The sequence below is a fragment of the Bradyrhizobium yuanmingense genome (genome assembly GCF_025200905.1).
GTDB classification, from domain to species: domain Bacteria; phylum Pseudomonadota; class Alphaproteobacteria; order Rhizobiales; family Xanthobacteraceae; genus Bradyrhizobium; species Bradyrhizobium yuanmingense.
Window position 1 is genome coordinate 4,471,710 of record NZ_CP104173.1, and the last position, 25,765, is coordinate 4,497,474.

A 25,765-nucleotide genomic window follows, 5' to 3' on the forward strand; every position below is an offset into this window, starting at 1 on the left:
CGTGCGGATCGGCATCGATTTCGACAACACGATCATCTGCTACGACAAGGTCTTTGCCGCGGCCGCGCGCCAGCGCGGGCTGGTGCCGGAGGGCTGGGACGGGCTGAAGACCGACGTGCGGGATTTCTTGCGATCCCGCGCCGGCGGCGAGCTTGCCTGGCAGGGACTGCAGGGCTTCGTCTACGGCAAGGGAATCGGCGGCGCCGAGATCAACCCTGGCGTCCGCGAGTTCCTTGCCGCGTGCCGCAAGGCCGGCGCGAGTGTCCATATCGTCAGCCACAAGACGCAGTTCGGCCATCAGGATCCCGATCGGGTCGACTTGCGCGAGGCTGCGCGTGGCTGGCTGAAGAGCGCGGGTCTCATCGACACCGCCGACGCGGCGATCTCGGCGGGCAATGTCTATTTCGAGGACACGCTGGCGGCCAAGGTCGAGCGGTTGGCAAGCCTGCAGCTCGACATCTTCATTGACGATCTCGTCGACGTCTTCGAGCAGCCGCATTTTCCGAAGGCGACGCGATCGATCCTGTTCACGCAGTCGCGGCCGCCGCATCCCGCGCATTGCGAGCCGCTCGCGACCTGGGCCGATATCCACCGCGGAGTGTTCGGAGCATGAGCCAGTCGGACCTCAGCGCACAGGATGCGGTCTCGATCGGCAGCCGCCTCTCCGGGGCGCGGGTCGCGGCGGCGCAACCGGCGCGGGCCGGCGGCAACAACCGGGTGTTTCGGCTGGAGATGGCGGAAGGCCCGCCGCTCGCCCTCAAGCACTATCCGTCCGACGGGCGCGATCGGCTGGGACAGGAATATGACGCGCTCTCGTTTCTCTCGCGCCACGGTATCAATGCGACGCCGCGGCCGATCGCGAAGGATCCGGCCGCGTTCTGTGCGCTGTATCAATGGTTAGACGGTGAACCCGCGGTCCTGCATCCGCAGCCCGACGACGCCGACCAGTTGGCCGATTTCCTGATCGAGCTGCAAAAGCTGCACGACGCTGAAGGCGCGCAGACTCTGCGGAATGCGTCGGCCAGCATCTTCTCGGCCGAGGCGGCCATCGCCCAGTACGAGCAACGCCTCGACGACCTGAGGCGGACTTCGGATGATCATCCGGATCTGCGCGCGTTCATGGACGGCAGCCTGGTTCCCACCGCTGCCGTCGCGATCCGGCAACTCCGTCGGCGCTATGCGGAACGGGGCCTGGATCCCGCCGCGGACCTTGCGCCCGCCCAACGTGCATTGAGCCCGTCGGATTGCGGACTACACAACGCACTGCGCACCGACGACGGCAAATTGCGCTTCATCGACTTCGAGTATTTCGGCTGGGACGACCCGGTCAAGCTCGTGTCCGACACCGCGATTCACCCCGGCAGCGGTCTGCCCGTGGCGGATGCGAACCGATTGATCGAGCGGCTCTCGCGCGCTTTCGCGGCTGGGGATGACGCGTTTGCGGTCCGCCTTGACGTACTGTATCCTGTGTTCGGGGCGATTTGGTGCCTGATTGTCCTGAATGCCTATTTGCCGGAAAGCCGCTCCCGGCGTGCCCTGGCTGCGCAAGGTGGCGATCTGACGGTCCGCCTTGCCGGCCAGCTCGACAAAGCCCGTCGGCTCCACCAAACGATTTGCCAACGTGATCCAGATCTCACCCCACGCTGAAGCTGCTCTCACCTGCACGCTGGACGAGCGGAGCCTCTATTTGCGCCGCCTGGTCCTCGGTTCTGTCCGCTCCGCGGGACGCGGCCATGTCGGGCCTGCCCTGTCGCTGATCGAGATGGTCCGCGTGCTTTACGACGACGTGCTGCGGATCGACCCGAAGAACCCGGGCGATCCCGATCGCGACCGCGCCATCCTCAGCAAGGGACACGGATGTCTGGCGCTCTATGCGCTTTTGGCCGATCGCGGCTTCTTCCCGCTGTCGGAGCTGGACGGCTTTTGCGGTCCCGACAGCATTCTGGGCGGACATCCCGAATACGGCATGGTGCCCGGCGTCGAGGCCTCGACCGGCGCGCTCGGACATGGCCTCTCGATCGGCGTCGGCCTTGCGCTCGCCGCCCGCATGCGCGAGCGCAGCTACCGCACCTTCGTGCTGCTCGGCGACGGCGAGATCAACGAGGGATCGGTGTGGGAAGCGGCGATGGGCGCGACCAAGCACGGCCTCGACAACCTCGTCGCGCTGATCGACTACAACAAGCTGCAGAGCTACGGCCCCACCGACTACGTGCTGCCGCTGGAGCCGCTCGCGGACAAGTGGCGCAGCTTCGGCTTCGCGGTGCAGGAGGTCAACGGCCACGACGTCGGCGCACTGCGCATGGTCCTGAAGCAGCTCCCGGCCGTTGCCGGCAAGCCCACCGCCATCGTCTGCCATACCGTCAAGGGCAAGGGTCTTCCGGCTGCGGAATCCAATGCCGATTGGCATCACAAGAACAAGCTGACCGACAGCGAGCTCGACGCCATTCGCGTCGCCGTCGGCGATTTTTGATCGGCTCCCCATGCGCAACACCGCGATGAACATGGTCCACAAGCTCGCCGCGCGCGACGAGCGTGTGCTTTACATCGGCTCCGATCCGGGTGCCGGCACGCTGCGCGCGATGAGCAAGGAGTTTCCCAAGCGCCACCTGATCGAGGGCATCTCGGAAGCGCATATCATCGGCATGTCGGCCGGTCTCGCGATGGAGGGCTTCGTGCCTTACGTCAACACCATCGCGACCTTCCTCACCCGCCGCTGCTACGAGCAGGTCGCGGTCGATCTCTGCCTGCACAATCTGCCGGTACGGCTGATCGCCAATGGCGGCGGCCTCGTCTATGCGCCGCTCGGTCCCACGCACCAGGCGATCGAGGACATCGCCATCATGCGGGCGCTGCCCAACATGACGGTGATCTGCCCGTGCGACGCCGACGAGGCTGCGCGCATGATGGAGCAGACGCTGGATTGGAAGGGCCCGATCTACATCCGGCTCGGCAAGGGCGGCGATGCCATCGTGTCCAAGGCCGAGCACGGCTTCGAGATCGGCAAAGCCATCCTGATGCGGCCGCCCGGCGACGTCCTCATGGTGACCACCGGCATCATGCTCCAGCGCGCCCTCGCCGCAGCCGACCTGCTGGCCGCGCAAGGCATTCGCGCCGGCATCCTGCACATGCATACCGTGAAGCCGCTCGATACCGCAGCGCTGCTGCAGGCGATCCGCGGCACCCGGCTCGTGGCAACGCTGGAGGAGCACGTGCCCTCCGGCGGCCTCGGCAGCGCGGTCGCGGAGGCGCTGATCGACAAGCTCGGCTCCGGTTTCCCTGCGATGCTGCGGCTGTCGCTGCCCGACCGCTTCATGCACAATTACGGCTCTCAGGACTCGCTGCTGAAGAAGCACGGGCTCTCCGCCGGCGCCATTGCGACCTCGATCGAGCATGCGCTCGCGGCGTCGCACACCCCCTCACCTCAACTTCATTCCACCTGACGGGTCACATGTACGACGTTCGATATTCCTATCTGCTCGAGCAATTCGCGGATCCCGCACCGATCCTCGCCGAGATCGGCCGGCTGGTTGCGACCGGTGACTTCACCCTTGGCAAGCCCGTCGCCGAGTTCGAGAAGCGCTTCGCCGAATTGATCGGCGTCCGGCACGCCATCGGCGTCGGATCCGGCACCGACGCGCTCAAGCTGCCGCTCAAGGCGCTCGGCATCGGTCATGGCGACGAGGTCATCACCGCCGCGAACACCTTCATCGCCACGGTCGGCGCGATCGCGGAAACCGGCGCGACGCCGGTTCTTGTCGATTGCGACGATTCCTTTTGCATGAACGTGGACCAGGTCGAGGCTGCCATCACCGGGAAGACCAAGGCGATCATGCCGGTCCAGTTGACCGGCGAGGTCACCGACATGGGCAAGCTGATGCCGATCGCGCAGCGCCACAACCTGCCTGTGGTCGAGGACGCCTGCCAGGGCATCCTGTCGGAGTTCGCGGGAAAACGCTCCGGCACCCACGGCATCGCGGCCGGCTTCTCGCTGCATCCGCTCAAGAACCTCAACGTCTGGGGCGATGCCGGCGTCGTCGTCACCAATGACGACGGCATGAACGAAAAGCTCCGCCTGATCCGCAACCACGGCATGAAGACCCGCGACGAGATCGCGATCCTCGGCTGCAACTCGCGGCTCGATTCCCTGCAGGCCGTGGTCGGCAACTGGCTGATCGGCCAGACCAGCGAGATCACGCGCCGCAGAATCGAAAATGCGGCCTATTACGATGCGGGTCTCGCCGGCCTGCCCGGCCTGCGCGTCCCGCCGCGCCGTCCCAACGTGAAGCACGTCTACCATCTCTACATGGTGTTCGCCGAACGTCGCGACGAGCTCTACAAATATTGCCTGGATAACGGCATCGAGGCCAAGATCCACTATCCCATCCCGCTGTATCAGCAGGAAGGCCTGAAGCATCTCGGCTACGCGCCGGGCACGTTCCCGGTCACCGACCGCCATGCCAAGGAAGTCATCAGCTTCCCGGTCGACCAGCACCTGACGCGCGCCCAGCAGGACCGCGTCATTGAGACCGTCAGGAAGTTCTGCCATGGACGCTGACACCGGCCGCCGGCGCATCGGCTACGTCAATCTTCCCGAGCAGTTCGAGGAAGAGCGCGCCGAGATCATGCAGGCGGTCGAGGGCGTGTTCCAGCGCGGCGACTTCATCGGCGGGGCGGCGGTCGGAAGGCTCGAGGAGGAATTATCCGCCTATCTCGGCTCGCCGCATGTGGTGACGCTGAATTCGGGCACCGACGCGCTGATCCTCGCCATGCGGGCGCTCGACATCGGTCCCGGCGACGAGGTGATCACGCCGCCGAATTCGTTCGTGGCATCGACCGCCGCGATCATCGCGGTCGGCGCCACGCCGGTGTTTGCGGACGTGCTGCCGGACCAGAACATCGATCCGGCCGCGGTCGAGGCCGCCGTCACGCCGCGGACCAAGGCGATCATGCCGGTGCATCTGACCGGACGCATGGCCGACATGGCTCCGCTGATGGCGATCGCTGCGAAGCACGCGCTCGCCGTGATCGAGGACAGCGCCCAGGCGGTCGGCTCGACCTATGACGGCCGGATGAGCGGCACGATCGGCACCTTCGGCTGCTTCTCCGCCCACCCCTTGAAGAATCTCAATGCCGCCGGAGATGCCGGCTTCCTCGTCACTGCCAACGCCGAGCTTGCCGCAAGAATCCGACGGCTGCGCAATCACGGCCTGATCAACCGCAGCGACGTCCAGGAATGGGGGATCGTGTCGCGGCTCGACACGCTCCAGGCCGAGGTGCTGCGCATCCGCCTGCGCCACCTTCCTTCCGTGATCGAACGCCGGCGGCGCAACGCCGCGCAATACCGCGCCGAGCTCGCCGGCCTGCCCCTGTTCATTCCGCCCTGCCGGAACATCGAGTTCAACACCTTCCACACTTTCGTGGTGCAGACCGAGCGTCGCAACGACTTCCAGAAATATCTTGCCGACAAAGGCATCGAGACCGCGATCCATTATCCGGTCCCGATCCACCTGCAGCCGGCAGCAGCGCATCTCGGCCATGGCCGCGGCGCGTTCCCGGTGACGGAACGGCAGGCGGACCAGATCCTCACGCTTCCCATCAACCAGTTCCTGTCGGCCGCCGACATCAGCTATATTTGCGCGACCGCCCGGGAGTATTTTGCATGACGGACACGGACTTCCTGCACGCCGACGAGCAGGCGCTGGCGCAGCGTTTCATCGACGATGGCTTCGTCACCACCCCGGCCGACGATCGCGCCGGGCTCGACCGGATCCAGCGCCGTGCTGCCGAGCTCGCGGCGGACTATCTGAAGCTGCCGCACAGCAACGATCCCTACGCGATGCTCGACACCATCCACACGCGGGTGAGCGTGGATGATCTCAACGGCCTGCGGCTGCACGTCTTCAACGGCCTCAACGCCGAGCCCTGGTTCCGGCCGACCTATTTCCGCCTGGCGCGCTCGACGATCGAGACCATCGTCGGCAACGAGCTCTGCATGCAGCGCCGCGTCAATCTCAGCATCCAGCTTCCCGGCGACAGCTCCTCGCTGCTCGCCACCCATTCCGACGTCTGGTCGGGCGACTCGCCGTTCGAGGTCGTGGTGTGGGTGCCGCTGGTCGATGTCCACCGCACCAAGTCGATGTATCTGCTGCCGCCGTCCCTGAACGGCGAGATGCAGGACCGGATGGCGGCCTTGCGCAGCGCCGAAGAGCTCTACAAGACCATCAAGCCGCACGCGACCTTCATCGAGATTCCCTACGGTCACGTCATGCTGTTCAACCAGACCCTGATGCACGGCAATCGCGTCAACGAGGAAGCCGGCACGCGCTGGAGCATGAACTGCCGCTTCAAGAGCATCATGTCGCCCTACGCGGACAAGCGCTTCGGCGAGTTCTTCGAGCCGATCCTGCTGCGCCCCGCAACCCGTGTCGGGATGCAGTACAAGCTGCCGGGAGGCTTCCATGGCTGAGCGAGCCGGCCACCGCGGCTATATCGGCGCCAGGCCGCTGAACGGCAGCCGCACCCCGCAGCACGTCCAGAACATCGTGATCCGCGACTATGCGCGGCGCAAGAACCTGCACTATCTGTTGAGCGCCGCCGAGCACACCATGCCCGGCAGCTACATGGTGCTGGAAGACATTCTGGACGAGCTGCCGCAGCTGCGTGGGCTGATCCTCTACAGCATTTTTATGCTGCCGCCCGACGAGGGTCGGCGGCGGCAGATCTACGACCGCGTGCTGCGCGAGGGCTGCGATCTCCATGCAGCGGTCGAGGAGATCACGCTGGCGTCTCAGAAGGACATCCAGGCCATCGAGGACATCCTGCTCGTCAACAGGTTCGCGACTATCCTGTGATGATGCCGCGGACCGGTTGGCCCCCATGACCGAGATCAACCTGCTCCAGCCGATGCACGCATCGACGAGGCGGGACTACGTCCAGCGCGTGGTCGAGCACGACAAGGCGGAATCCGCCACTGTGGCGCGGCAATGGGGACGCGACTATTGGGACGGCGACCGGCGCTACGGCTACGGCGGCTATCGCTATGACGGACGGTGGCGCCCGCTCGCCCAGACCCTGATCGATCGCTACGGCATCAAACCGGGCATGAGCGTACTCGACGTCGGCTGCGGCAAGGGCTACCTGCTCTATGAGTTCACCCAGCTCGTCCCCGATCTCAGGATCGCCGGCATCGACATCTCCGAGTATGGCATCGCCAACGCCAAGGAGGAGGTGCGGCCGCATTTGAAGGTCGGCAGCGCCGTCGAGCTCCCCTACCCCGACCACAGCTTCGACCTCGTCGTCTCGCTCGGCGTGCTGCACAACCTTCCGCTCGAGGACGTGTTCCGCGCGGTGCCCGAGATCGAGCGCGTCGGACGCGGCACCTCGAAATATCTGATGGTCGAATCCTTCCGCAACGAGCGCGAGAAGGCCAATCTGCTTTACTGGCAGCTCACCTGCCTGAGCTTCCACGGCCCGCACACATGGGCCTGGATCTACGACAAATGCGGGTATCGGGGCGACCATGGGTTCATCTTCTTCGAATGAGGCAGGCCTGCACCGGCCGACCTCGTTGCGCGCGCAAAATCCGGAAGTGTACTATTCGGACGATGCCATCGTCACCGCGGATGACGCCACGATCGCGGAGCTGAAGCGCATCGCCGCCGGCAACCCGCGCCTGCGCAGCCGGCTGTGCACGCATCCCGATCCTTCGTCCGGACTGCACGAGATGCTGATCGTGCACCATCGCGAAGCCTATGTGCGGCCGCACAAGCACCTTGGCAAACCTGAATCGTTCCACGTGATCGAGGGGACCGCGCAGGTCGTGATCTTCGAGGACGACGGCGGCATTCGCGAGGTGCTCGAGATGGCGCCCTACGGTCAGGGCAAACGCTGCTATTATCGCATGCCGGAACAGGTCTTCCACTCGATCCTGATCACCTCGGAATGGCTGGTATTTCACGAAACCACCGCCGGCCCGTTCGATCCTTCGCGCACGGCATTTCCCGACTGGGCGCCTGATGGCAGCGACGCTGCCGCGGTGCAGGACTACGTCACAAGAATTGGTAGGCTCGCCGCGGAGCATCTGAACAAACGAGGCAAAGCCTAGGACCATGGTCACCCCCGTCGGTTTCGACGATGCTCGCACGAATGTAGATCCGAAAGCTGCGGCTCTCCGACAACGGGAGCGGGCGGGCATTGGATACGTCTACGTCGCTCTGGTTCTCGCCTTTGTTACGGCCGTGCCCGCGCTGTTCGCGCGTGAGGTCTTCGGCGACGATTGGACTGTGTACTACATCTATTGGACTCAAGGTGCCGCTGGCGTCGCTCGCGTGCTGTGGGAGTCGGCACACGCCGGCTTCGCAATCCCGATGACGCTGTTTGTGGCGCTTTTGAACGATACTCCCGATGTCTCTGCGCGGCTCGCGGGACTAGCCTGCCATCTGGTCAACGGCGTGTTGCTTCACTCCGTCCTGTCGCGATCATCCTATACGAGACGGATCGCCGGTCTTGTCACGGCTCTGTTCCTGCTCAGCCCGTTCTATGCAATTCGCCTGACACTCAACGCGGTCTACGACTTCTTCCTGCTCTTCTATCTGCTGTCCTACGAGCTGTCCTATTCGAAGGTGCGGGCGCTTCGATGGAGCGCACCTTTTTGTCTGTTATTCGCGTTGTCGCTCGAGACTCTGATCGCCCTCGAACCGGTTCGCGTCGTGCTCACCTGGTCTGGTCCCGAGCGGTGGAGGCAGAAACTCGCGCGTCTTGTACCGTTCTGGCTGGCCGTTGCAGCCATGATCGTTCTGCGACTGACAATTCTGGGGAAGAGCGGCCACTACGCCGGACAATACAGTTTCGCGAACGATTTCTCGATCATAGCCAATGCGCTCTATGCGCACCTCATGGCCTTCCCGAGCGGCCTGAGCTACGCATATTCTCACGGGGTTGCGCTGCTGGGGCTTCCTGTTTCCGCGGCAGTGACATTGGCCACGATCGCCGTCTTTGCCCGGTTCTCATCGACAGCATTGTGGACGCCCTGGCTGCTGAACGGCCGCTCGACCACGAATGCGATGCTTCTGCTGCTGGTGCTGGGAGCCGCGATTGCCCTCATCGGCGCGCTGCCCTACGCTCTTACCGGAATTTATGGCGACGTGACGCGGGGCGAGTCCAGGCTACTCTTTCCCTCGCAGTTCGGCGTCTTGATCCTGATGGCGACCGTTGTGCAGGCGATTCCGGGATCGCGCGTCCGCGCAGCCGTCGCGGGGGGCTTGGTCGCGATCTTCGCCTTGTCGTCGGCTCACGATTCCAAATGGCTGCTCTACGACGGGTTGCTCAGCAGCGACATGCTGCGGCAAGTCCGAGCAGCCTTGCTCGCGGACCCCGAGCCAAAGGTCGTTAAGCTCCAATTCGAGAACTCGCACGTCTTCTCGTTCCGCTCACGATGCCTCGGTGGCAATGACATGAACGTGGCACAGACGATCCTGCGGGATGAAAATCGCGAGCGGTCGTTTATCTACACGGACTACTGCGGGGATTTTACTGATCCTCATTTCGTTGTGAACGGCAACTGCCCGGTTTCCTACCTCGAGACCTTTCCGTGCCCACCCCGTCGCGAGACCTGGCGCTATCGCGCCGCCCCGGGAATTCCACGACCCGACGACATTGGATTCATCGAGCTTCTGACGGCGACCCTCGGAAATAACTCCTCGGCCACGGAGGGCCGCGGTGAACTGATGCAGTTGAAGGATGGAGAGCCGGCCCCTGTGGCGAGAGCCGAGTATCGGCCGCCTTGCAATCGGCCTGGCGTCCGAGGCGCAGCCTGGTTGCTGGCGCTGCCGGCCCCGGCATGTGAAGGTGCTGCCTCTGGAGTTCGCTAGAGCATGCGTCATCCATGGAGGGTTCCAGCGCCCGTCATCCAGACACAAACATTGCCATGCCGGAGGCAACCACGGGCTTCGCGGGATTGTTCAGGGAACGCTGTGGTGGTAGAAGCGCCTCGCAACGGGAAGTTCAGGCAATTGGGGACTGGACGTGATTTCAGAGAAAGTTAGATTTTCCGCTGTGTTCGACGCAGCCTCCTCCCCGACTTCGATCGTAGCTAGCCTCGAGACCTCCTAGTGGAGTACACAAGGGAATTCTCGATCGCCGCCAGAGCTGTTGTGGCCGCCCTGCTGGGATGCGCCGTCGCCTACGTGGTGCTGCTGCTGGTGAAAAATCACCTTCCGTCATTTCAATCAAATTTCGTCGAAGGCTTCGACATGGCCTTGGCAGACAGGAATTGCGATTTCTGCAAGAAGGCGTTCTACGGCTCGTTCTTCCTGTCCGGGCCGATTGCGGCAGCAGCGGCATTGTACGCGACGTATCGATCATCGGGCTCGCTCGCACTGAGCGCCATCACGGCGAGCTTCGTCTATCTTGCCCTCGGCGCTGCCAACGATTGGAGGAGCCCCGGGATCGCGATCGCCCTGCTGGCGGTCGCCGCTATCACCGTCGCGCTCAATCGAGACGCCAACAATTACCTTCCTGCTGCAAAACCCTCGACCGACACCCGGTTCAGCGTGGGGGCCGGCGATCTGCTCGCGATCATATTCCTCGCTCTGCTGCTGATCCCCTCCGACCTCGAAGGCCTGACCGCGGCCGTGAGGGACGAAGCGCACAAGGTAAGTTACTTCATCGGTCCCGCGCTTTATGGCTACGCCCCCGGGCTCGTTCCCGGATTGGACTTCCATTCGCATTACGGCCCTGCGCTCGGCTGGTTCTTTCATCTCATCATGGGAGATGGCTGGAAATCGGCGGCGATGCGAGCGGTCGGATTGAACATCGCGGTCACGCTCGCGACCTACGTCCAGGCCTACTTTCTTCTGTATTACTTGATCCGCTCGAAGCTTGCCGCGATCGCCGTCATCACGGCGCTCGCCGTGCTGGCTTTCTCTACGACCGGCCAGTTCTACTCGCCATCTGCCTACCCGACGCGATTTCCGCTCTTGATCGTCTTTGCGCTCGCGATCAGCCTGCACTGCACCGCTCCCGGGCGCCTGACATGGCTAATCCTATCGGCCATCATGTGCGCCGTCTCGCTGCTCTGGCAGACCGAGATCGGGCTGTTCTTCCTTGTGACGGGTACCTTCGTCGCGGCGATCGCCGGAGGGTTGCCGAACTATCGCAATGCCCTCGTGTTCGCAGTCACATCGATAGGTGCCGCAATCCTGATGTGCCTGGTGCTGTTCGGCACGAGAGCCTTCTCCCTGGAGTTTCTGATCGAATGCTTTCGCCCGCTCGTACTCTACGGGACCGGGTGGGGAAGCACGCCCATCAAATGGGACTTGGGCTGGGGCATCATCTACAATCTGCCGCTCCAGATCGTCGGATGCATCACCGTCGGCTGGGCCGCGATCCGGCTGTCACGGCCCTCCGATTCCTGGCATGACCGGTTCGTGACCGGGATTCTGCTGACGCTGTCGATGATTGGCATGGCGCTGATGATCAAATGGGTCAACCGGACGCTGGACGCTGTCTGGCACCAGAACGCGTTGCCGCTGGTGATGGTCTCGGCCTGGTGGATCCGCCAGTTTTCAACGGGGTGGCAACCGTCGTTCCGAAGAACCGCCGGCGCCATAACGGCCGCTGCGACCGTTCTTGCGCTGCTGTTCGTCCAGGACAAGAACAATCCCCACCTCTACGGCCTGAGATCGTATGCAACTTATCCCAGCCTTCTGCGGTGGCCGTTCGTCTCGAGCCCGGCGGTCACGTGGCAGGAGGACCTGGATCAGATCACCGAGGCCGATGCGAAGTTCATCCAGGATAAAACCAGGCCAGACGAGAGGGTTCTGGTCATCGCCCTCAGGGATTGGGCCTATCTGGCCCAGGCCCATCGGGCGCCGATGGCCTATTTCATGCCGTTCCTGGTGTCCTTTGACGCGCGGTTCCTGGATCGCTCGATGAACCCGGCGGACCGGCTGTTCTACGACAGCATGGTTGAGCGCAGGCCGGAGTACCACCATGTTCAAGAGGTCATGAAGCGGATCAAGCGGGATTTCGTGGCCGTGGAGACCCGGGGTAATTTGACACTCTACGAGCGGCGGCGGCCTTGACGTCGACCGTGCTCGCAGCCGTCGCGCGCGTACATGGCCGGCCGCATCCACCTCCAATTGAGGGACGGCGGCACGTCTTGCAAGACCTATCCACGGCTGCTACCTGCTTTGGCCGAGAACGCACAGGCCGGAGGAATGCCCCGCGTAACCCGGTTATGATGTATCCGGGAGCGTCTCGTTGCCGGCCACGCCGGTTTCCATTGAAGGTCGCCTCGTCAGACCTGCTCAAATGCGAGAATAATCAGTGACCGATCATTGCCGCCTCTGCCATTCGACCAACCTGCGACCGGTCATCGACCTCGGGCAAATGCCAATCGCGCATCGACTTCGGCGCAGCCGGAACGAGCAGGAGGAGCGGTATCCGTTCGAGGTCCTCGCCTGCGGCGACTGCGGCCTGCCGCAGATCGTCAAGCCGATTGATCCAGACATCCTCTATCGCCAGTTCAACTACAATTTCAGCAGCTGGAAGCCGGAGCCGCACCAGGTCGACGAGCTCGACACCATCGCGAAATTCTCGAAGCACCAATCCGTGTTCGAGATTGGATGCAACGACGGCCTGTTCATGGATAAGTTGCGCGAACGCGGCGCGAAGGTCTTGGTGGGTGTGGAGCCCAACCCCGTGTCGGGCAAGATTGCCCGCGAACGCGGCATCAAGGTCTATTCCGACATGATCAGCCCGGCCCTGTGTCACGACGCGGTCGCCCAGTCCGGCAAGTTCGATCTCGTGGTCTCGCGCCAGGTGCTGGAGCACATCGTCGATTTCGAGAACTTCTTCGACTGCGTGAAGATCGCGCTCAGCGACGACGGACTGCTGTTCATCGACGTGCCCGACTTTGATCCCGGTTCGACGGCGGGCGACCTCTCCGTGCTGTGGGAGGAGCACGTCAGCTACTTCACCGAGCCGACGCTACTCGCGCTCTTGGTCCGCCACGGCTTCGAGGCCGTCTCGGTGAAGAAATACAATTTCAGCGGCGGCAGCCTCGCGATCGCCGCCCGTCGTGCAACCCGCGACGTGACGCCGCCGCCTGCGCCCTCCGGCGTCGGCGAGAAATTCGGCCAGCGCGCAAGGGAGTACGGCGCGCGCCTGCGGCCGATCCTCGCCAAGGCCCGTGCGAACGGCGCCGAGATTGCCATCTACGGCGCGGGCTGCCGCGCCTGCACCTTCACCAACGCGCATGAGCTGGCGGAGCTCGTCGATCTCTCCGTCGACGACCAGAAGGAGCGCCAGGGGCTGTTCCTGCCCGGCACCGGCATACCGATCCGTTCGCCGGACGAACTCGCCGGCAAGTCGGAGCCGCTCGTCTGCCTTCTCGCCGTGAACCAGGAAAACGAAGCCAAGGTCAGCAGCCGGCTGCGCGAGAACGTGAAGCGGCCGCTGCACATCGTTTCGATTTTCGCGCCCTCCGACATCTGGAGCGAGCTCGATCGGCTCGAGGCGGCCTTGGGTTAGGGACGCGGCATGGCTGACGAGAAGCTCTTCAATTACTACGAACGTCAGGACGTCCTACCGACGTTCGGGAATTTCAAATCGGCCGCCGAACTCGATGCATATGCCAGCCAGCGGCGCGAGCTGTTTTCAGACAAGCTCGTGCTGCCGCCGCGGCTGTTCCGCGATGCGGAGGTGCTCGAATTCGGTCCAGATTCCGGTGAGAATGCGCTGGTGTTTGCCGGCTGGGGCGCGAACATGGCGCTCGCCGAACCGAACCGGCATGCGCATCCGAAAATTGAGGCCTATTTCGCGCATTTTGGCCTGAGCGAGCGCCTGCGCGAACTCGCGTTGGCCGATGTCGAGGGATTTCGCAGCGAGCGCCGCTACGACATCATCGATGCCGAAGGTTTCATTTACACCGTGCAGCCGACCGAAAATTGGCTCGGCGTCTTCCATCGGCTGCTCAATCCGGACGGTTTCGCCGTCGTGTCCTATTACGAGCGCTATGGCGGCTTCTTCGAGCTCGCGCTCAAGGCAATCCATGCCGCCGGCAAGGCTTTGTCAGGCCGTCCCGCACTCGAAACCGCGAAGACGCTTTTCGACGCGAAATGGAACAGCATTCCGCACACCCGCAGCTTCGAATCCTGGCTGATGGACGTACTCGAGAACCCGTTCGTCCGGCATCGGTACTTCCTCGACGCAGCCGCCTTGTGCACGGCAGCGCATGAGCAGGGATTCGACATCCATTCGGCGTGGCCAGCCTATCGCGACAGCCTGGACGTCTACTGGCACAAGAAGGTTCTCTCCGCCGACGAGAAGCTGCGGCGTGCGGCGCGCCATCTCCACCGCAGCCGCCTCAGCTTCCTCGGCGGACGCAAGCTCTACCTGGTCGGCAAGGCCGATGCCGTGGCGGCGATTTCGGCATCGATCGAGACGCTGGTTCTCGACGTCGACGCGATGATCGACGCCCCCTTCGGCGAGAGCCTGCCACGCGTGATCGCGAGCCTTGCGTCCTTACGCGAGGCGATCCGAACGACGGACATTCTCGCGGACGATGCTTCCGAAATCGAAACCATCGTTGCGACGCTCGACAGTTTCCACCGCATCTTCGCCGCGATCGGGCGACGCGATGCGCCTGCGGTCACGGCCCTGACCCAGACAGATCCGGCATTTATCAACACCTGGGGACAGCCGGCGCATTTCCTCGTCATCCGGAAGCGCTTCAAGGGATCATAGCCAGTGAGGCCAGGCATTGGCATCATCGGAACGGGGATGGTCGGCCAGATGTGCCACCTCGCCAATTTCGTCGCCAATCCCGCCTGCCGCGTCGTCGCCATCGCCGATCTCCGGCCGGATCTCGCTGCCGCCGCAGCGCAGAAGTTCGGCATCTCGCAGGTCTACGGCACGCATCGGGAGCTGCTCGCGGACGCTGCGGTGTCCGCTGTCGTGGTCGTGACAAAGCGGCGAGCCACCGGTCCGATCGTGCTGGACGCGTTGAACAGCGGCCGCCACGTGCTGTCGGAGAAACCGATGGCCTATACGACGGCTCAGGCGACGTTGCTGGTCGAAGCGGCGCGGCAGCGAAACCTCGTCTACAGCGTCGGCTACATGAAGCGTCACGATGCCGGTGTGGCGCGCGCGCTCGATGTGCTGACGCGCTTGCACAACGACCGATCGCTCGGACGCGTGGTCCGCGCCAAGGGCTGGTGCTTCGGCGGCGACACCGGCCGGTCGCGCGACAATTTCGTGATGACCGGCGAAACACGGCCGGACGGGATCGAACTCTGGAAGGACGGTCCCGACTGGATGCCGAGCACGATGCGGGCCGGCTACGACAACTTTCTGAACGTCTTCAGCCATATCATCAATCTGACGCGCTACCTGCTCGGATCATCGCCAACGGTCGCCGACAGCTCCGTCGAAACTTCGGGAGCCGCGCGCATCACCCTCGACTTCGACAGCATCGCTTGTACGCTGGATCTCGTGAACGGGTCCGAGGGAGCCTGGCGCGAGGGTCTGACGATCGATTTCGAGCGCGGCGCGGTGACCTTGAAACTGCCCCCGCCCTTTGCCGAGCAAGAGGCGGAGGTCATCGTCGAGCACGATGGTCAAAGCACGCATCTGACGGGTGAAAAGAGCTGGGCATTTCGGCGCCAGGCCGACGCCTTCGTTTCCGATATCGCCGAGGGACGCACCCCCCTCGCCTCCGGCAAGGACTCGGTGACCGACATCTCACTGGCGGAGATGGTCTACAAGCGGCGGGCTGACGGCATCGCATGATGCGGAAGTTTGCGCAGCCAGCCGTTTCCATCGCGACACACGCGAGTCCGCGTGACAATCGCCAGTCAAAGGCGCCGGGCTGCCTTGACCTGAAAAATACGACCCCCTATAGACTTTCGCTCTGACTGGCCTGAGAGGCGTCCGGGACGATTTTCCGCAATGAACCTGCTACCGGGCCCGGCGCAAGCTGCTGCGATTGGTGTCAGCCTCGCCTTTCCACTGTTGTTGCTGCTTTACGCGCGCATCGCCGCCACCGGCGGAGCCGGCCGTCGCTTCCGGCTGGGCTGCATCAGCGTCGTCATCCTTTACGCCGTCGCCTGTATCGCCCTTCCAGGTCAGCGCCACGTCGGCGATGTGCTTGGCGGTCTCTTCCTGCTCGGGACCGCAATGATGCTCTGCTACATCCTGTTCAGCCTGCTGGCCTGGGGCTTCACGCTGACGCTGCTCACCGCACTCGTTCAGGCTGGACATCCTCTCACCCTGGAGCAATGGGCGACAGCCTACATGCAAGGTGGAGATCTCGGCACCTTCACGCACAACCGCCTGAAGCTCCTGATCGGGGCCGGGATGGTCATCACGGCGGACGGCCGGCTTGCCCCCACCTCCAAGGGGGTTGCGGTAGCGCATCTCGTCAAGCTCGTTCGTCTGTCGACAGGCCTTGGGTGAGTCGATGTCCTTTGCTGTCGGACTTGCCGCCGTCGCCGTGTTCGCCCTGCTGGCGCCTGCCCTGCAATTCATGGCCCGCGCACGCGCTTGGCCGCTCGGACCCGTGACCCTGCTGGCGATTGCCACGGTTGTCTCGCACGGTCTCGGGGTGATGCTCGGAATTCTCTTCGTCCCGCAGCTTCAGTACTGGGACGCCGCATCGATTTTCGGATTTTGCGTCATGGCTTACGTGTTCGCCTTTGGCGCCGTGTATAAATCGGTTTCGCTGGGCATCCTGCTCAGCCTCGTCGATCGCCCCGATCGCAGGGCACCGCTATCGGAGATCGCTGACGGGCAGGTTCCAGATCTGTTCCGCGGACGAATTGGGAACTTGGTCGATGGCGGCTTGGTGGAACGGACCGATTCGCACTTCGCGGCGACGGCGGCGGGCCGGAATATGGCAGGCCACGTCGGACGGCTGCGCCGCGCCTTCGGCATTGGCGACACCAGCCTCTATGATTTTTCCGACTAGTTGCGCGGAACACACACATCATAGGTTTCGCGCCGGTCTTGTGGGCATACCGGCGAGCCGCATTGTTCGCCCGGTTCAGATGACCTAGACTTGCATGGGGTCACCGGGACAGAGTGGCCCCGCCAACGGGCGCATACAATGACACCTTCCAGGGCGGCAAAAAGGCTTACGATCGTCATTCCTGCACTGAACGAGCAGGACAAGATCGCCGACACGATCGACGGCGTGCTGCCGCTCGCCCGCGACCTGCTCGACGATTTCGAGATCTTCCTGATCGACGACGGCAGCACCGATGCCACCGGCGCGATCATGGACGAGTTCGCAGCCGGCGAGCCGCGCATCATCGTGCATCACAATGCCGAACCGCGGGGTGTCGGTGCCGGCTTCGAATATGCGCTATCGCGCGCGAAATTCGATGCCATCACGCTCATCCCCGGCGATCACGCCTTCCAGAACGAGGGTGTTGCCCGGATGTTCAAAGCGGCGGGCGCCGCCGACCTCGTCATCACCTATCGCGACAACCAGTCGGACCGCTCCGTCAACCGCTCGCTGCAGTCGCATTCGTTGCGGTTCATCCTGAACTGCCTGTTCGGCTTCTGGCTGTCCGACTATCACAGCATGATCGTCTATCCCGTGAAATGGCTGCGCCAGATCGCGGTCAAGGCCGACGGCTACGGCTACCAGATCTGTGCGCTGATCTCCCTGCTCCAGCTCGGCCTCACCTACGTCCAGGTTCCGGTGAGCCTGAACGCGGAGCTGAAGGGCTCGTCGCGCGCGCTGCGGCTGCGCACCTATCTCGAGCTCGGCGGGACCATCCTTTCCCTGCTGCGCCGCGTTCCCATCCGGAACGTCAACCTCAGGCAGATTCCCGCCGACGCGGAACGGACCCCGGCGCGCTAGGCCTCGCCGGACCACGACACGGCACCTCCAGCACAGCGGCTGCGAGAGCACGGGCGCGCGCGGGACGCCCTCCCGCCGCAATCTAGTCTAAGTGATTGATTTGGCTGGCAGGAGTGGCAGGGCTCGAACCTGCGACCCCCGGTTTTGGAGACCGGTGCTCTACCAATTGAGCTACACTCCTACGAACCCGCGTCGCCGCGGATCAGGGGCGCTTTCAAGCACAGAGAGCGGCCGGTTTGCAAGGGTGAACCGCGCCGGCTTCGCTTGTTTGTGCCGGGGGTTCTGGGCCACAGTCCATCGGCCATAACGAAAAACAATCGGGAGTGCCCATGACCGCTACAGCGACCGCCACTGCCGCCCCGCAGGCCGCAAACGCGCCCCACACCCCAGCTTTGCCGGAAGCGCGCCCAGAGACGCTCGGGCTGTCGCGGCCGCGGCTCCAGGCCATGTCGGACACCTTCAAGCGCGAAATCGACAAGGGAACCGTTCCCGGGGTCACCGTGCTGGTGGCGAGGCGCGGCCAAATCGGCTGGTTCGAGGCGCTCGGCAAGCAGAGCCCGGCAGGCGCGGCGCCCATGGCGCGCGATTCGATCTTCCGCATCTTCTCGATGACCAAGCCGATCGTCTCGGTCGGCATCATGACGTTGGTCGAGGACGGACAGCTCCTGCTCAGCGATGCCGTCGCAAAGTTCATACCGGAGTTCGCGAGCCAGCAGGTCGGCGCCGTCAAGGACGGCCGGTTGGAGCTGGTACCGCCGGCGCGGCCCATGACCGTGCAGGACCTGCTCCGCCACACCTCCGGCCTCACCTACGAGCACCAGGGCGACGGCCCCGTGCACAAGCTCTACCAGGAGTCCCGCGTCCGCAGCCGCAAGATCACCAACGCCGAACATGCCGCGCTGGTGGCGAGCTTCCCGCTCGTCTGCCAGCCCGGCGCGGAGTTCAACTACAGCCGCTCCACAGATATTTTGGGCCGCATCATCGAAGTCGTCAGCGGCAAATCGCTCGGCGCGTTCCTTACCGAGCGCGTGCTTGCGCCGCTCCAGATGGCCGAAACCGGCTTCTCGACAAGCCAAGCCAATGCCGGCCGCCTTGCCGAGCCGTTCGCGGCCGACCCGTGGACCGGCGACAAGGTCGCGCTGTTCAACATGCTCGAGCAGCCCGTGATGGAGTCCGGCGGCGGCGGCCTGGTCTCTACCACGATGGACTACGCCCGCTTCTGCCTCATGCTGCGCAATGGCGGCACGCTCGACGGCAACAGGATCATCGGCCGCAAGACCCTGGAGCTGATGGCCTCCGATCACCTCGGGCCAGGCGTGCCGACCAACGGCACGCTGCTATCGCCGGGTCATGGCTTCGGCCTCGGCTTTGCCGTGCGCCGCGAGGCCGGCATCGCGCCCTTCCCAGGCAGCGTCGGCCAGTATTTCTGGAGCGGCATTGCCGGCACGTTCTTCTGGATCGATCCGAAGGAGGATCTGTTCGCAGTGTTCATGAGCCAGGGGCCGGGACAGCGCGACCACACGCGGACCCTGGTGCGAGATCTGGTTTACGCGGCGGTGGAGTGAGGCCCTGCGCTTACGCGCGACGCCGTATCATCATCCGCACTGTCATGCCCCCGCGAAGGCGGGGCATCCAGTACGCCGCGGCGGTCATTCGTTCACACAACTGCGGCTGCGGGTACTGGATCGTCCGCCTTCGCGGGCGATGACCGCTGTGTATGGGTGGACTACGTGCCCTTTCCCTTCCGACAAACGCATCAACTGATCGTCGCGCCGCCGTCGATCACCATGGTCTGGCCGGTCATGAAGTCGCCGGCCTTCGAGCCCAGGAACACCGCCGCGCCGGCGATCTCGTCGGGGATGCCGATGCGCAAGAGCGGCGAGCGCGAGGTCGAGGCTTTCAGGTTCTCCGGATTGTCCCACAGCGCCTTGGCAAAATCGGTCTTGATCAGGCCCGGCGCGATGCAGTTCACGCGAATGTTGTGCGGGCCGTATTCGCAGGCGAGGTTGCGCGCGAGCTGCATGTCGGCGGCTTTCGAGATGGCGTAAGCGCCGAGGATGGTCGAGCCCTTGAGGCCGCCGATCGAGGAGACGATGATGATCGATCCGTCCTTGCGCTCGATCATCTGGGGCACCACCATCGAGATCAGCCAATTGTTGGCGACGATGTTGTTGTCGAGGATCTTCCTGAACTGATCGTCGGAGATGCCGGCGAGCGGGCCGTAATACGGATTCGATGCGGCGTTGCAGACCAGCACGTCGATCTTGCCGAAGGCGCGGTTGCTCTCGTCGACGAGGTTCTGCAGATTCTCTTTCGAGGAGATGTTGGCGGCGACCGCGACCGCGGTGCCCTTGCCGAATCTGTCGTTGATGCCTTTCGCCACCTGCTCGCACACGTCGGCCTTGCGCGAGGAGATCACCACCTTGGCGCCGTGCTCGGCCATGCGCTCGGCGATCGCAAGCCCGATGCCGCGCGTCGAGCCCGTGATGACGGCGACTTTCCCCTTCATGTCGAACAAGGTCATGTTTCTCTCCCAGATTTGATTTTCGTATTCATTATCAGGCCAGCTTCTTGACTTCCGGTCCCGCCGGCTGATGCATCGCCGCGTGCGCTGGATCGGCGATCCAAGGCTGCTGATTGACCATCGGCAGCCGCCAGACCGTGCGATCGGGACTCGCAAAATAATCCAGCCGCGTCACCGAGCAATTGTCGATGTCGAACGACAGCCCGCGTTCCGGCTGCCCGCCGAGCGCGAACCCCACTGCCGCCCTGATAGTGCCGCCATGCGCGACTGCGATGATGTCCTTCCCGGCCGCCTCGGCGTTGATCCGCTCGATGGTGCGGCGCGTGCGGTTGTACAGGTCCATGAAGCTTTCACCGCCGGGCGCGGGCTCGTTGATGTCGGCGAACCAGCTCGCACCGACGGGGCGGCTGGCAATGAACTGGGCGCGGTTCATGCCCTGCCAGCGGCCGAGGTTCTGCTCGGCGAGATCCGCCTCCCATTTCAGCGCTGCCGGCCTTGGAAAACCCGCGGCCCAGATCGCCTCGGCGGTCTGATGGGTGCGCATCAGATTGCTCGAATACCAGACCGCCTGGCGTGGCAGCACCTTGGCAACAGCATTGAACACATAAGTATCGCTGGTGTCACAGGCGATGTCGCTCTGCCCGTAGATGTTGCCGCCGTCGTTGCGCACCGGCGCGTGACGGACCCACCACCACCGCGTGATGACCACGTTCGGCTTGTCTGCACCTGCCATCGAAACCCTTCCATCCCGTCTATTGTCGCTGTACGTGAGTAGTGAACGCGTCTCAAGACACTTTGCCGTTTGAAATCTTGTTTGAAATTCCGTCGCGCGGCAAGCGTCGTGCACGAGCAAAAGGGAGAAACGCATGGGTCGCCTGCAAGGCAAATCCGTCATCATCACCGGCGCCGGCAGCGGCATCGGCCGCGCGGCTGCGCTGCTGTTCACCAAGGAGGGCGGCAAGTTGATCGCGGTCGATCGCACCGAGGCGGTGAAGGAGACGGTCGAGGAGATCAAGAAGGCCGGCGGCGTCGCGGAAGCGATGGTTGCGGATGCCGGCTCCGAACAAGACGTCATCGCTGTGATCGACAAGGCGGTGAAGACGCACGGCCGGCTCGACGTGATCTGGGCCAATGCCGGCGTCTCCGGCGGACTCGTTCCGCTCGCCGAGCAGACCGTCGAGCATTGGCAGGAAATCCTGCGCGTCAACCTGATCGGGCCGTTCCTCGCGGTGAAGTACGCAATGCCGCACATGGTCAAGCAGCAGTCCGGCGCGATCGTGCTGACCGCCTCTGTCGCCGGCCTCAAGGCCGGCGCGAGCGGGCATCCCTATGCCGCGAGCAAGGCCGGCGTGATCAGCCTGGTGCAGACCACGGCGTATTCGCTCACCGGCACCGGCGTGCGCATCAATGCGGTCTGCCCCGGCCTGATCGAAACAGGCATGACCAAGCCGATCTTCGACCGCGCCAAGGAGCGCGGCACCCAAGACAAGATCGGCCAGCTCAACCCGCTCAAGCGGCCGGGACAGCCGCACGAGCTCGCGGCGATGGGACTGTTCCTGGCGAGCGACGAGGCTTCGTATGTGAACGGCCAGGCGTTCCCGGTCGACGGCGGCTTGACGGCATCGATGCCGTATACGGGCAAGCCGGTTTAGTTCGCAGGTCGTGTCCCGGACGCGACGCAGCGCGCAAGCGGTGCGGCGCAGAGCCGGGACCCAGCAGGCTACGTCGCTCGCTGCTGCACGGGCCCCGGCTCTGCAGCGCATCGTCGAACCGGACGATGCTTCGCATCGCCGGGGAGACGCTGCGCAGCGTCCGGGCCACGAGACGTGAGTTTCAGGTACACAGCTGCCTCAACCCGTCATTGCGAGCGCAGCGAAGCAATCCAGAATCCCTCCGCGGAAAGACTATGGATTGCTTCGCTGCGCTCGCAATGACGGTCGTGTGGTGGGCAGCATCCGGGCTGCGGGGCTGTGTTGATTTGCTCGACCGGGGCTCACGTTGGTATGGTTCCTGCAGGCAACTCAGCCTCCATTCCCTGACAAGACCGAGACAATGCCAAGCTCAAGACCCGACCGCATCCGAAAACTCCTCGCCGACCTCGTCTCGTTCGACACCGTCAGCGACCGCACTAACCTGCCCCTGATTGCCCATATCGAGAGCTATCTCGCCGCGTTCGGGATCAAGGGCGAGCGCATCGTCGACGAGACCGGCGAGAAGGCTTCGCTCTGGGTCACGATCGGGCCGGAGGATCGGCCGGGCTTCGTGCTGTCGGGCCATACCGATGTGGTGCCTGTCGTGGGCCAGGACTGGAGCCATGATCCGTTCAAGCTGGTGGAGCGTGACGGCAAGCTGTACGGCCGCGGCACCACGGACATGAAGGGCTATGTGGCGGTGTGCCTCGCCATGGTGCCGGAGATGGTGGAGGCGAGACTCAAGACGCCGATTCATCTGGCGATCTCCTATGACGAGGAGATCGGCTGCGTCGGCGTGCGGCCGATGCTGCACGAGGTCGCGAAGAAGAGGGTCCGGCCGCTCGGCGCATTCATCGGCGAGCCCACCCAGATGCAGGTCATCATCGGCCACAAGGGCAAGCACGGTGTACGCGCCACGTTCCATGGGCTCGCGCGTCATTCCTCGATCGCGCCCGACGGCGTCAATGCGATCGAATATGCCGCCGAGCTGATCGTCGAGATCCGCCGCCGCGCCGTGGCGCTGGCGGCCGTGCGGTCGACGGACAGCCTCTACGACGTCCCGCATTCGACGCTGCTCACCAGCATCGTGCACGGCGGCGCAGCGCTGAACATCGTGCCTGATACCTGCACCGTGGATTTCGAATGCCGCGGCATCGGGATCACCGAGTCCAAGGAGGTGACCGATGCGATCGTCGCCTGGGCCAAGGCCGAGATCGAGCCGGCGATGGAGGCGAGACATCCCGATTGCGGCATCGATTTCGAGGAGATCCTCGACTATCCCGCGCTCGACACCGCCGCCGACGCCGCCATCGTCACGCTGGCCAAGAGCCTCGCAGGGCGCAACGACCACGCCAAGGTCGCGTTCGGCACCGAGGCGAGCTTGTTCGCCGACATCGCCGACATTCCCTCCGTGGTGATCGGCCCGGGCTCGATCGCACAAGCGCATACGCCCGATGAGTTCGTGGAGATGGCGGAGCTGGAGAAATGCGCGGGGTTCGTGGAAAGGCTGATCGCGCATTGTGCGAAGGGCGCCTCTCAGGCGGCGCTGCCGTAGGGTGGGCAAAGCGACTTGTCCGCCGCAGCTCGCAAAGCGACGGCGGAAGCGTGCCCACCGTTTTCGTGTAGTTGAGAGATGGTGGGCACGGCGCTGCGCGCCTTTGCCCACCCTACGAGAGTCAGCCTGTACTCATTGCCGCTACGGCCTCACCGCGCCTCAGCGCTCCTGCAGGGCCAGCCGCACGCCGACGGCGCAGTAGATGGCGCCGACCACCTTGCCCTGCCACTTCACCACCGCCGGATGGCGGCGCAGCAGGTTGCCGAGACGACCCGCGCCGACGGCGAACACGACAGTGCTGACGAGACCGAGCAGCACGAAGACGACACCGAGAATGGCAAGCTGAAGTGCAGGCGCACCGTGCTCCGGCTTCACGAATTGTGGCAGGAACGCCAGGAAGAACAGTGCGGTCTTGGGATTGAGCACCTCGGTCAGCACGGCCTCGCGAAAGGCACGGCCCGCGCCGATCGGAGGGGCGCCGCCGTTCAGCGCGATCGGCGCCTTGTCCAGCATGGCCCGAATGCCGAGATAGATCAGGAAGCCAGCGCCGGCATATTTGACGATGCTGAACAGCAGCGCCGAGGTCGCGATGATCGCCGAGAGTCCGACGATCGCCATCCCCGTATGTACCAGGTCTCCAGCGGCGATTCCCGCACCCGTGGCGATGCCGACCTTCGTTCCCGAGCTTGCCGCCCGCGCCATCGTGAGCAGCGTCGCTGGTCCCGGGATGAAGACGAAACCGAGCACGATGAGGACGTAGGTGATGAGAGTAGTGTGGTCGATCATGCGCGGGTCTCCCGGGGCGGATTGGGCAAAGGGATACAAGGACTCGGTCGCTGCGAAAGGCACTTGCGCGGTGTGAATTGCGAGTCTTGGATTCCGCCTCCTCGTCATTGCGAGCGCAGCGAAGCAATCCAGGGGGCCACCGCGGAAAGAATCTGGATTGCTTCGCTGCGCTCGCAATGACGGCGCGTGTGGAGCAGCGCCTTACCAAAACAAAAAAGGGCGCGGCCATCAGCCGCGCCTTTGTTCTTCCTACACCGCCCCCGCCTTCTGCGCGTATTCCCAGGAAGCCTTCGACAGCGGCACGGTGCGCTTGGCGGATTCGAGCGCCTTGGCGTTGGCGGCAGTGCCGTCGCGGACGCGGCCGGCGATGCCCTGGGTGATGCCGGCGAGACGGAACAAATTGTAGGCGAAGTACCAGTTGAGATCGGGCACCGTCATCTCTGTGACGTTGCAATAGATCTGCGCGGCCTCTTCGAGGCTCGGGATATTGAGCGCCTTGAGGTCGGCACCGTCGAGGCCCGGCATGATCCATTGCATCAAGAGATAGGTGAAGTCGGCCATGGGATCGCCGAGCGTCGACAGCTCCCAGTCCAGCACCGCCTGCACGCGCGGTTCCGTCGCGTGGAAAATCATGTTGTCGAGACGATAGTCGCCATGGACGATCGAGACGCGCGCCTGCTCCGGCACCGTCTTCGGCAACCATTCGGCCACCTTCTCAAACTCCGGAATGTGCTGGGTCTCGGACGCGCGATATTGCTTGGTCCAGCGGTCGATCTGCCGGGCAAAATAGTTGCCGGGCTTGCCAAAATCGCCGAGCCCGATGGTAACAGGATCGAACATGTGGAGTTTCGCCAGCGTCTCGATCTTGCTGGTGAAGATCTTTCGGCGTGCATCGTTGTCCTGGCTCGGCAGCGTCGGATCCCAGAACACGCGCCCCTCCTCCATCGACATGATGTAGAAGGCCGCGCCGATGACGCCGTCGTCCTGGCACAGCGCATAGGCGCGCGCGACCGGAAAGCCCTGCTTGCCAAGCGCCGCGATGACGCGATACTCGCGGTCGACTGCATGCGCCGAGGGCAGCAGCTTGCCGAACGGCTTGCGGCGCATCACGTAGGAGCGGTTCGGTGTGTTGAGGCGATAGGTCGGGTTGGACTGCCCGCCCTTGAACTGCAGCACCACAAGCGGGCCTTCGAAGCCTTCGACGTGCTCGCGCATCCAGGCCTCGAGCCGCATCTCGTCGAAGCGATGCCGCTCCTCGACCGGCTTGGTGCCCGAAAACTCCTCGTCTTTCCTGACGCCGTCAGCCACGGTCACGCTCCCTCTTCAGTCCGAACATGATC

The 25,765-nt window shown here is 64.0% G+C and carries 25 protein-coding genes and 1 tRNA gene; 21 read left to right on the forward strand and 5 right to left on the reverse strand.

Going from position 1 to position 25,765, the window contains the following annotated elements; genetic code table 11:
* Position 1 precedes the first annotated feature (1 nt).
* The 18 genes from N2605_RS21045 to N2605_RS21130 all read left to right on the forward strand — a co-directional run bounded on the left by N2605_RS21045 (position 2) and on the right by N2605_RS21130 (position 17,869).
* Positions 2 to 613 (forward strand): HAD family hydrolase, encoded by a 612-nt coding sequence (locus N2605_RS21045; protein ID WP_225113233.1) that lies wholly within the window; start codon positions 2 to 4, stop codon positions 611 to 613.
* Complete coding sequence (locus N2605_RS21050) at positions 610 to 1,647, forward strand: aminoglycoside phosphotransferase family protein (RefSeq protein ID WP_225113234.1); 1,038 nt, start codon at positions 610 to 612, stop codon at positions 1,645 to 1,647. Before N2605_RS21045 ends, N2605_RS21050 begins: the two co-directional genes overlap by 4 nt.
* The gene (locus N2605_RS21055; protein WP_225113235.1) at positions 1,622 to 2,470 is read left to right on the forward strand and encodes a transketolase; all 849 of its coding nucleotides are present in this window, start codon (positions 1,622 to 1,624) and stop codon (positions 2,468 to 2,470) included. The genes N2605_RS21050 and N2605_RS21055 overlap by 26 nt, the downstream gene beginning before the upstream one ends.
* A 10-nt stretch (positions 2,471 to 2,480) precedes the next feature.
* The gene (locus N2605_RS21060) at positions 2,481 to 3,440 is read left to right on the forward strand and encodes a transketolase family protein (RefSeq protein WP_036010951.1); all 960 of its coding nucleotides are present in this window, start codon (positions 2,481 to 2,483) and stop codon (positions 3,438 to 3,440) included.
* Between the two features lie 8 nt (positions 3,441 to 3,448).
* A complete protein-coding gene (locus N2605_RS21065; protein WP_225113236.1) occupies positions 3,449 to 4,555 on the forward strand; it encodes a DegT/DnrJ/EryC1/StrS family aminotransferase in 1,107 nt (368 codons plus the stop codon).
* A complete protein-coding gene (locus N2605_RS21070) occupies positions 4,545 to 5,663 on the forward strand; it encodes a DegT/DnrJ/EryC1/StrS family aminotransferase (protein WP_260342834.1) in 1,119 nt (372 codons plus the stop codon). The genes N2605_RS21065 and N2605_RS21070 overlap by 11 nt, the downstream gene beginning before the upstream one ends.
* Positions 5,660 to 6,466 carry a sporadic carbohydrate cluster 2OG-Fe(II) oxygenase gene (locus N2605_RS21075; protein WP_025037016.1) on the forward strand — a complete coding sequence of 269 codons (807 nt, stop codon included), beginning with the start codon at positions 5,660 to 5,662 and terminating at the stop codon, positions 6,464 to 6,466. Before N2605_RS21070 ends, N2605_RS21075 begins: the two co-directional genes overlap by 4 nt.
* Complete coding sequence (locus N2605_RS21080) at positions 6,459 to 6,851, forward strand: LIC12192 family sporadic carbohydrate cluster protein (protein WP_225113238.1); 393 nt, start codon at positions 6,459 to 6,461, stop codon at positions 6,849 to 6,851. Before N2605_RS21075 ends, N2605_RS21080 begins: the two co-directional genes overlap by 8 nt.
* Positions 6,852 to 6,876: 25 nt before the next feature.
* Entirely contained in the window at positions 6,877 to 7,542 is a 666-nt protein-coding gene (locus N2605_RS21085) for a class I SAM-dependent methyltransferase (RefSeq protein ID WP_225113239.1), read from the forward strand.
* Positions 7,520 to 8,104 (forward strand): WbuC family cupin fold metalloprotein, encoded by a 585-nt coding sequence (locus tag N2605_RS21090; RefSeq protein ID WP_050996026.1) that lies wholly within the window; start codon positions 7,520 to 7,522, stop codon positions 8,102 to 8,104. The genes N2605_RS21085 and N2605_RS21090 overlap by 23 nt, the downstream gene beginning before the upstream one ends.
* A 4-nt stretch (positions 8,105 to 8,108) precedes the next feature.
* On the forward strand, positions 8,109 to 9,869 hold the full coding sequence (locus N2605_RS21095; RefSeq protein WP_109143348.1) for a hypothetical protein: 1,761 nt from the start codon (positions 8,109 to 8,111) through the stop codon (positions 9,867 to 9,869).
* A 315-nt stretch (positions 9,870 to 10,184) separates the two neighbouring features.
* Positions 10,185 to 12,083, forward strand: coding sequence for a hypothetical protein (locus N2605_RS21100; protein ID WP_260342842.1), 1,899 nt, complete (start codon positions 10,185 to 10,187; stop codon positions 12,081 to 12,083).
* Between the two features lie 244 nt (positions 12,084 to 12,327).
* Positions 12,328 to 13,533, forward strand: coding sequence for a class I SAM-dependent methyltransferase (locus tag N2605_RS21105; protein ID WP_036010928.1), 1,206 nt, complete (start codon positions 12,328 to 12,330; stop codon positions 13,531 to 13,533).
* A 9-nt stretch (positions 13,534 to 13,542) separates the two neighbouring features.
* Positions 13,543 to 14,748, forward strand: a complete 1,206-nt coding sequence (locus tag N2605_RS21110; protein WP_260342846.1) for a class I SAM-dependent methyltransferase — start codon at positions 13,543 to 13,545, stop codon at positions 14,746 to 14,748.
* A gap of 3 nt (positions 14,749 to 14,751) precedes the next feature.
* The gene (locus N2605_RS21115; RefSeq protein WP_260342848.1) at positions 14,752 to 15,792 is read left to right on the forward strand and encodes a Gfo/Idh/MocA family protein; all 1,041 of its coding nucleotides are present in this window, start codon (positions 14,752 to 14,754) and stop codon (positions 15,790 to 15,792) included.
* 159 nt (positions 15,793 to 15,951) lie between these two features.
* Positions 15,952 to 16,458 carry a hypothetical protein gene (locus tag N2605_RS21120; RefSeq protein ID WP_225113242.1) on the forward strand — a complete coding sequence of 169 codons (507 nt, stop codon included), beginning with the start codon at positions 15,952 to 15,954 and terminating at the stop codon, positions 16,456 to 16,458.
* A gap of 4 nt (positions 16,459 to 16,462) precedes the next feature.
* Positions 16,463 to 16,969 carry a hypothetical protein gene (locus N2605_RS21125; protein ID WP_109143343.1) on the forward strand — a complete coding sequence of 169 codons (507 nt, stop codon included), beginning with the start codon at positions 16,463 to 16,465 and terminating at the stop codon, positions 16,967 to 16,969.
* Between the two features lie 138 nt (positions 16,970 to 17,107).
* Positions 17,108 to 17,869 (forward strand): glycosyltransferase family 2 protein, encoded by a 762-nt coding sequence (locus N2605_RS21130; RefSeq protein ID WP_036010911.1) that lies wholly within the window; start codon positions 17,108 to 17,110, stop codon positions 17,867 to 17,869.
* 105 nt (positions 17,870 to 17,974) lie between these two features.
* On the opposite strand, the gene N2605_RS21135 is transcribed toward N2605_RS21130, so the two are convergent.
* A tRNA-Trp gene (locus N2605_RS21135) sits at positions 17,975 to 18,050 on the reverse strand.
* Positions 18,051 to 18,198: 148 nt separating this feature from the next.
* On the opposite strand from N2605_RS21135, the gene N2605_RS21140 reads away from it, so the two are divergent.
* A complete protein-coding gene (locus tag N2605_RS21140; protein ID WP_225150243.1) occupies positions 18,199 to 19,434 on the forward strand; it encodes a serine hydrolase domain-containing protein in 1,236 nt (411 codons plus the stop codon).
* Positions 19,435 to 19,625: 191 nt separating this feature from the next.
* Here the strand turns inward: N2605_RS21140 and N2605_RS21145 are convergent, their stop codons facing one another.
* Together N2605_RS21145 and N2605_RS21150 are read right to left on the reverse strand one after the other, a co-directional pair.
* Positions 19,626 to 20,393 (reverse strand): SDR family NAD(P)-dependent oxidoreductase, encoded by a 768-nt coding sequence (locus N2605_RS21145; RefSeq protein ID WP_225139860.1) that lies wholly within the window; start codon positions 20,391 to 20,393, stop codon positions 19,626 to 19,628.
* 34 nt (positions 20,394 to 20,427) lie between these two features.
* Complete coding sequence (locus tag N2605_RS21150) at positions 20,428 to 21,126, reverse strand: histidine phosphatase family protein (protein ID WP_057029612.1); 699 nt, start codon at positions 21,124 to 21,126, stop codon at positions 20,428 to 20,430.
* Positions 21,127 to 21,259: 133 nt separating this feature from the next.
* On the opposite strand from N2605_RS21150, the gene N2605_RS21155 reads away from it, so the two are divergent.
* Positions 21,260 to 22,045, forward strand: coding sequence for an SDR family NAD(P)-dependent oxidoreductase (locus tag N2605_RS21155; protein ID WP_109143341.1), 786 nt, complete (start codon positions 21,260 to 21,262; stop codon positions 22,043 to 22,045).
* A gap of 400 nt (positions 22,046 to 22,445) precedes the next feature.
* Positions 22,446 to 23,639: an acetylornithine deacetylase gene (argE, locus tag N2605_RS21160; RefSeq protein ID WP_260342854.1), complete on the forward strand. Its 1,194-nt coding sequence runs from the start codon at positions 22,446 to 22,448 to the stop codon at positions 23,637 to 23,639.
* A 159-nt stretch (positions 23,640 to 23,798) separates the two neighbouring features.
* Here the strand turns inward: argE and N2605_RS21165 are convergent, their stop codons facing one another.
* Together N2605_RS21165 and N2605_RS21170 are read right to left on the reverse strand one after the other, a co-directional pair.
* The gene (locus tag N2605_RS21165) at positions 23,799 to 24,425 is read right to left on the reverse strand and encodes a LysE family translocator (protein ID WP_128264692.1); all 627 of its coding nucleotides are present in this window, start codon (positions 24,423 to 24,425) and stop codon (positions 23,799 to 23,801) included.
* Positions 24,426 to 24,674: 249 nt separating this feature from the next.
* Positions 24,675 to 25,733, reverse strand: a complete 1,059-nt coding sequence (locus N2605_RS21170) for a phosphotransferase family protein (protein WP_109145739.1) — start codon at positions 25,731 to 25,733, stop codon at positions 24,675 to 24,677.
* Positions 25,734 to 25,765: the final 32 nt, after the last annotated feature.

Coding starts and splice junctions, on each gene's coding strand:
- N2605_RS21090 (WP_050996026.1), top strand. CDS start 7,520: ATGGGTTCATCTTCTTCGAATGAGGCAGGCCTGCACCGGCCGACCTCG.
- N2605_RS21050 (WP_225113234.1), top strand. CDS start 610: ATGAGCCAGTCGGACCTCAGCGCACAGGATGCGGTCTCGATCGGCAGC.
- N2605_RS21165 (WP_128264692.1), bottom strand. CDS start 24,425: ATGATCGACCACACTACTCTCATCACCTACGTCCTCATCGTGCTCGGT.
- N2605_RS21150 (WP_057029612.1), bottom strand. CDS start 21,126: ATGGCAGGTGCAGACAAGCCGAACGTGGTCATCACGCGGTGGTGGTGG.
- N2605_RS21125 (WP_109143343.1), top strand. CDS start 16,463: ATGTCCTTTGCTGTCGGACTTGCCGCCGTCGCCGTGTTCGCCCTGCTG.
- N2605_RS21155 (WP_109143341.1), top strand. CDS start 21,260: ATGGGTCGCCTGCAAGGCAAATCCGTCATCATCACCGGCGCCGGCAGC.
- N2605_RS21075 (WP_025037016.1), top strand. CDS start 5,660: ATGACGGACACGGACTTCCTGCACGCCGACGAGCAGGCGCTGGCGCAG.
- N2605_RS21110 (WP_260342846.1), top strand. CDS start 13,543: ATGGCTGACGAGAAGCTCTTCAATTACTACGAACGTCAGGACGTCCTA.
- N2605_RS21140 (WP_225150243.1), top strand. CDS start 18,199: ATGACCGCTACAGCGACCGCCACTGCCGCCCCGCAGGCCGCAAACGCG.
- N2605_RS21085 (WP_225113239.1), top strand. CDS start 6,877: ATGACCGAGATCAACCTGCTCCAGCCGATGCACGCATCGACGAGGCGG.
- N2605_RS21120 (WP_225113242.1), top strand. CDS start 15,952: ATGAACCTGCTACCGGGCCCGGCGCAAGCTGCTGCGATTGGTGTCAGC.
- N2605_RS21070 (WP_260342834.1), top strand. CDS start 4,545: ATGGACGCTGACACCGGCCGCCGGCGCATCGGCTACGTCAATCTTCCC.
- N2605_RS21080 (WP_225113238.1), top strand. CDS start 6,459: ATGGCTGAGCGAGCCGGCCACCGCGGCTATATCGGCGCCAGGCCGCTG.
- N2605_RS21060 (WP_036010951.1), top strand. CDS start 2,481: ATGCGCAACACCGCGATGAACATGGTCCACAAGCTCGCCGCGCGCGAC.
- argE (WP_260342854.1), top strand. CDS start 22,446: ATGCCAAGCTCAAGACCCGACCGCATCCGAAAACTCCTCGCCGACCTC.
- N2605_RS21145 (WP_225139860.1), bottom strand. CDS start 20,393: ATGACCTTGTTCGACATGAAGGGGAAAGTCGCCGTCATCACGGGCTCG.
- N2605_RS21065 (WP_225113236.1), top strand. CDS start 3,449: ATGTACGACGTTCGATATTCCTATCTGCTCGAGCAATTCGCGGATCCC.
- N2605_RS21095 (WP_109143348.1), top strand. CDS start 8,109: ATGGTCACCCCCGTCGGTTTCGACGATGCTCGCACGAATGTAGATCCG.
- N2605_RS21130 (WP_036010911.1), top strand. CDS start 17,108: ATGACACCTTCCAGGGCGGCAAAAAGGCTTACGATCGTCATTCCTGCA.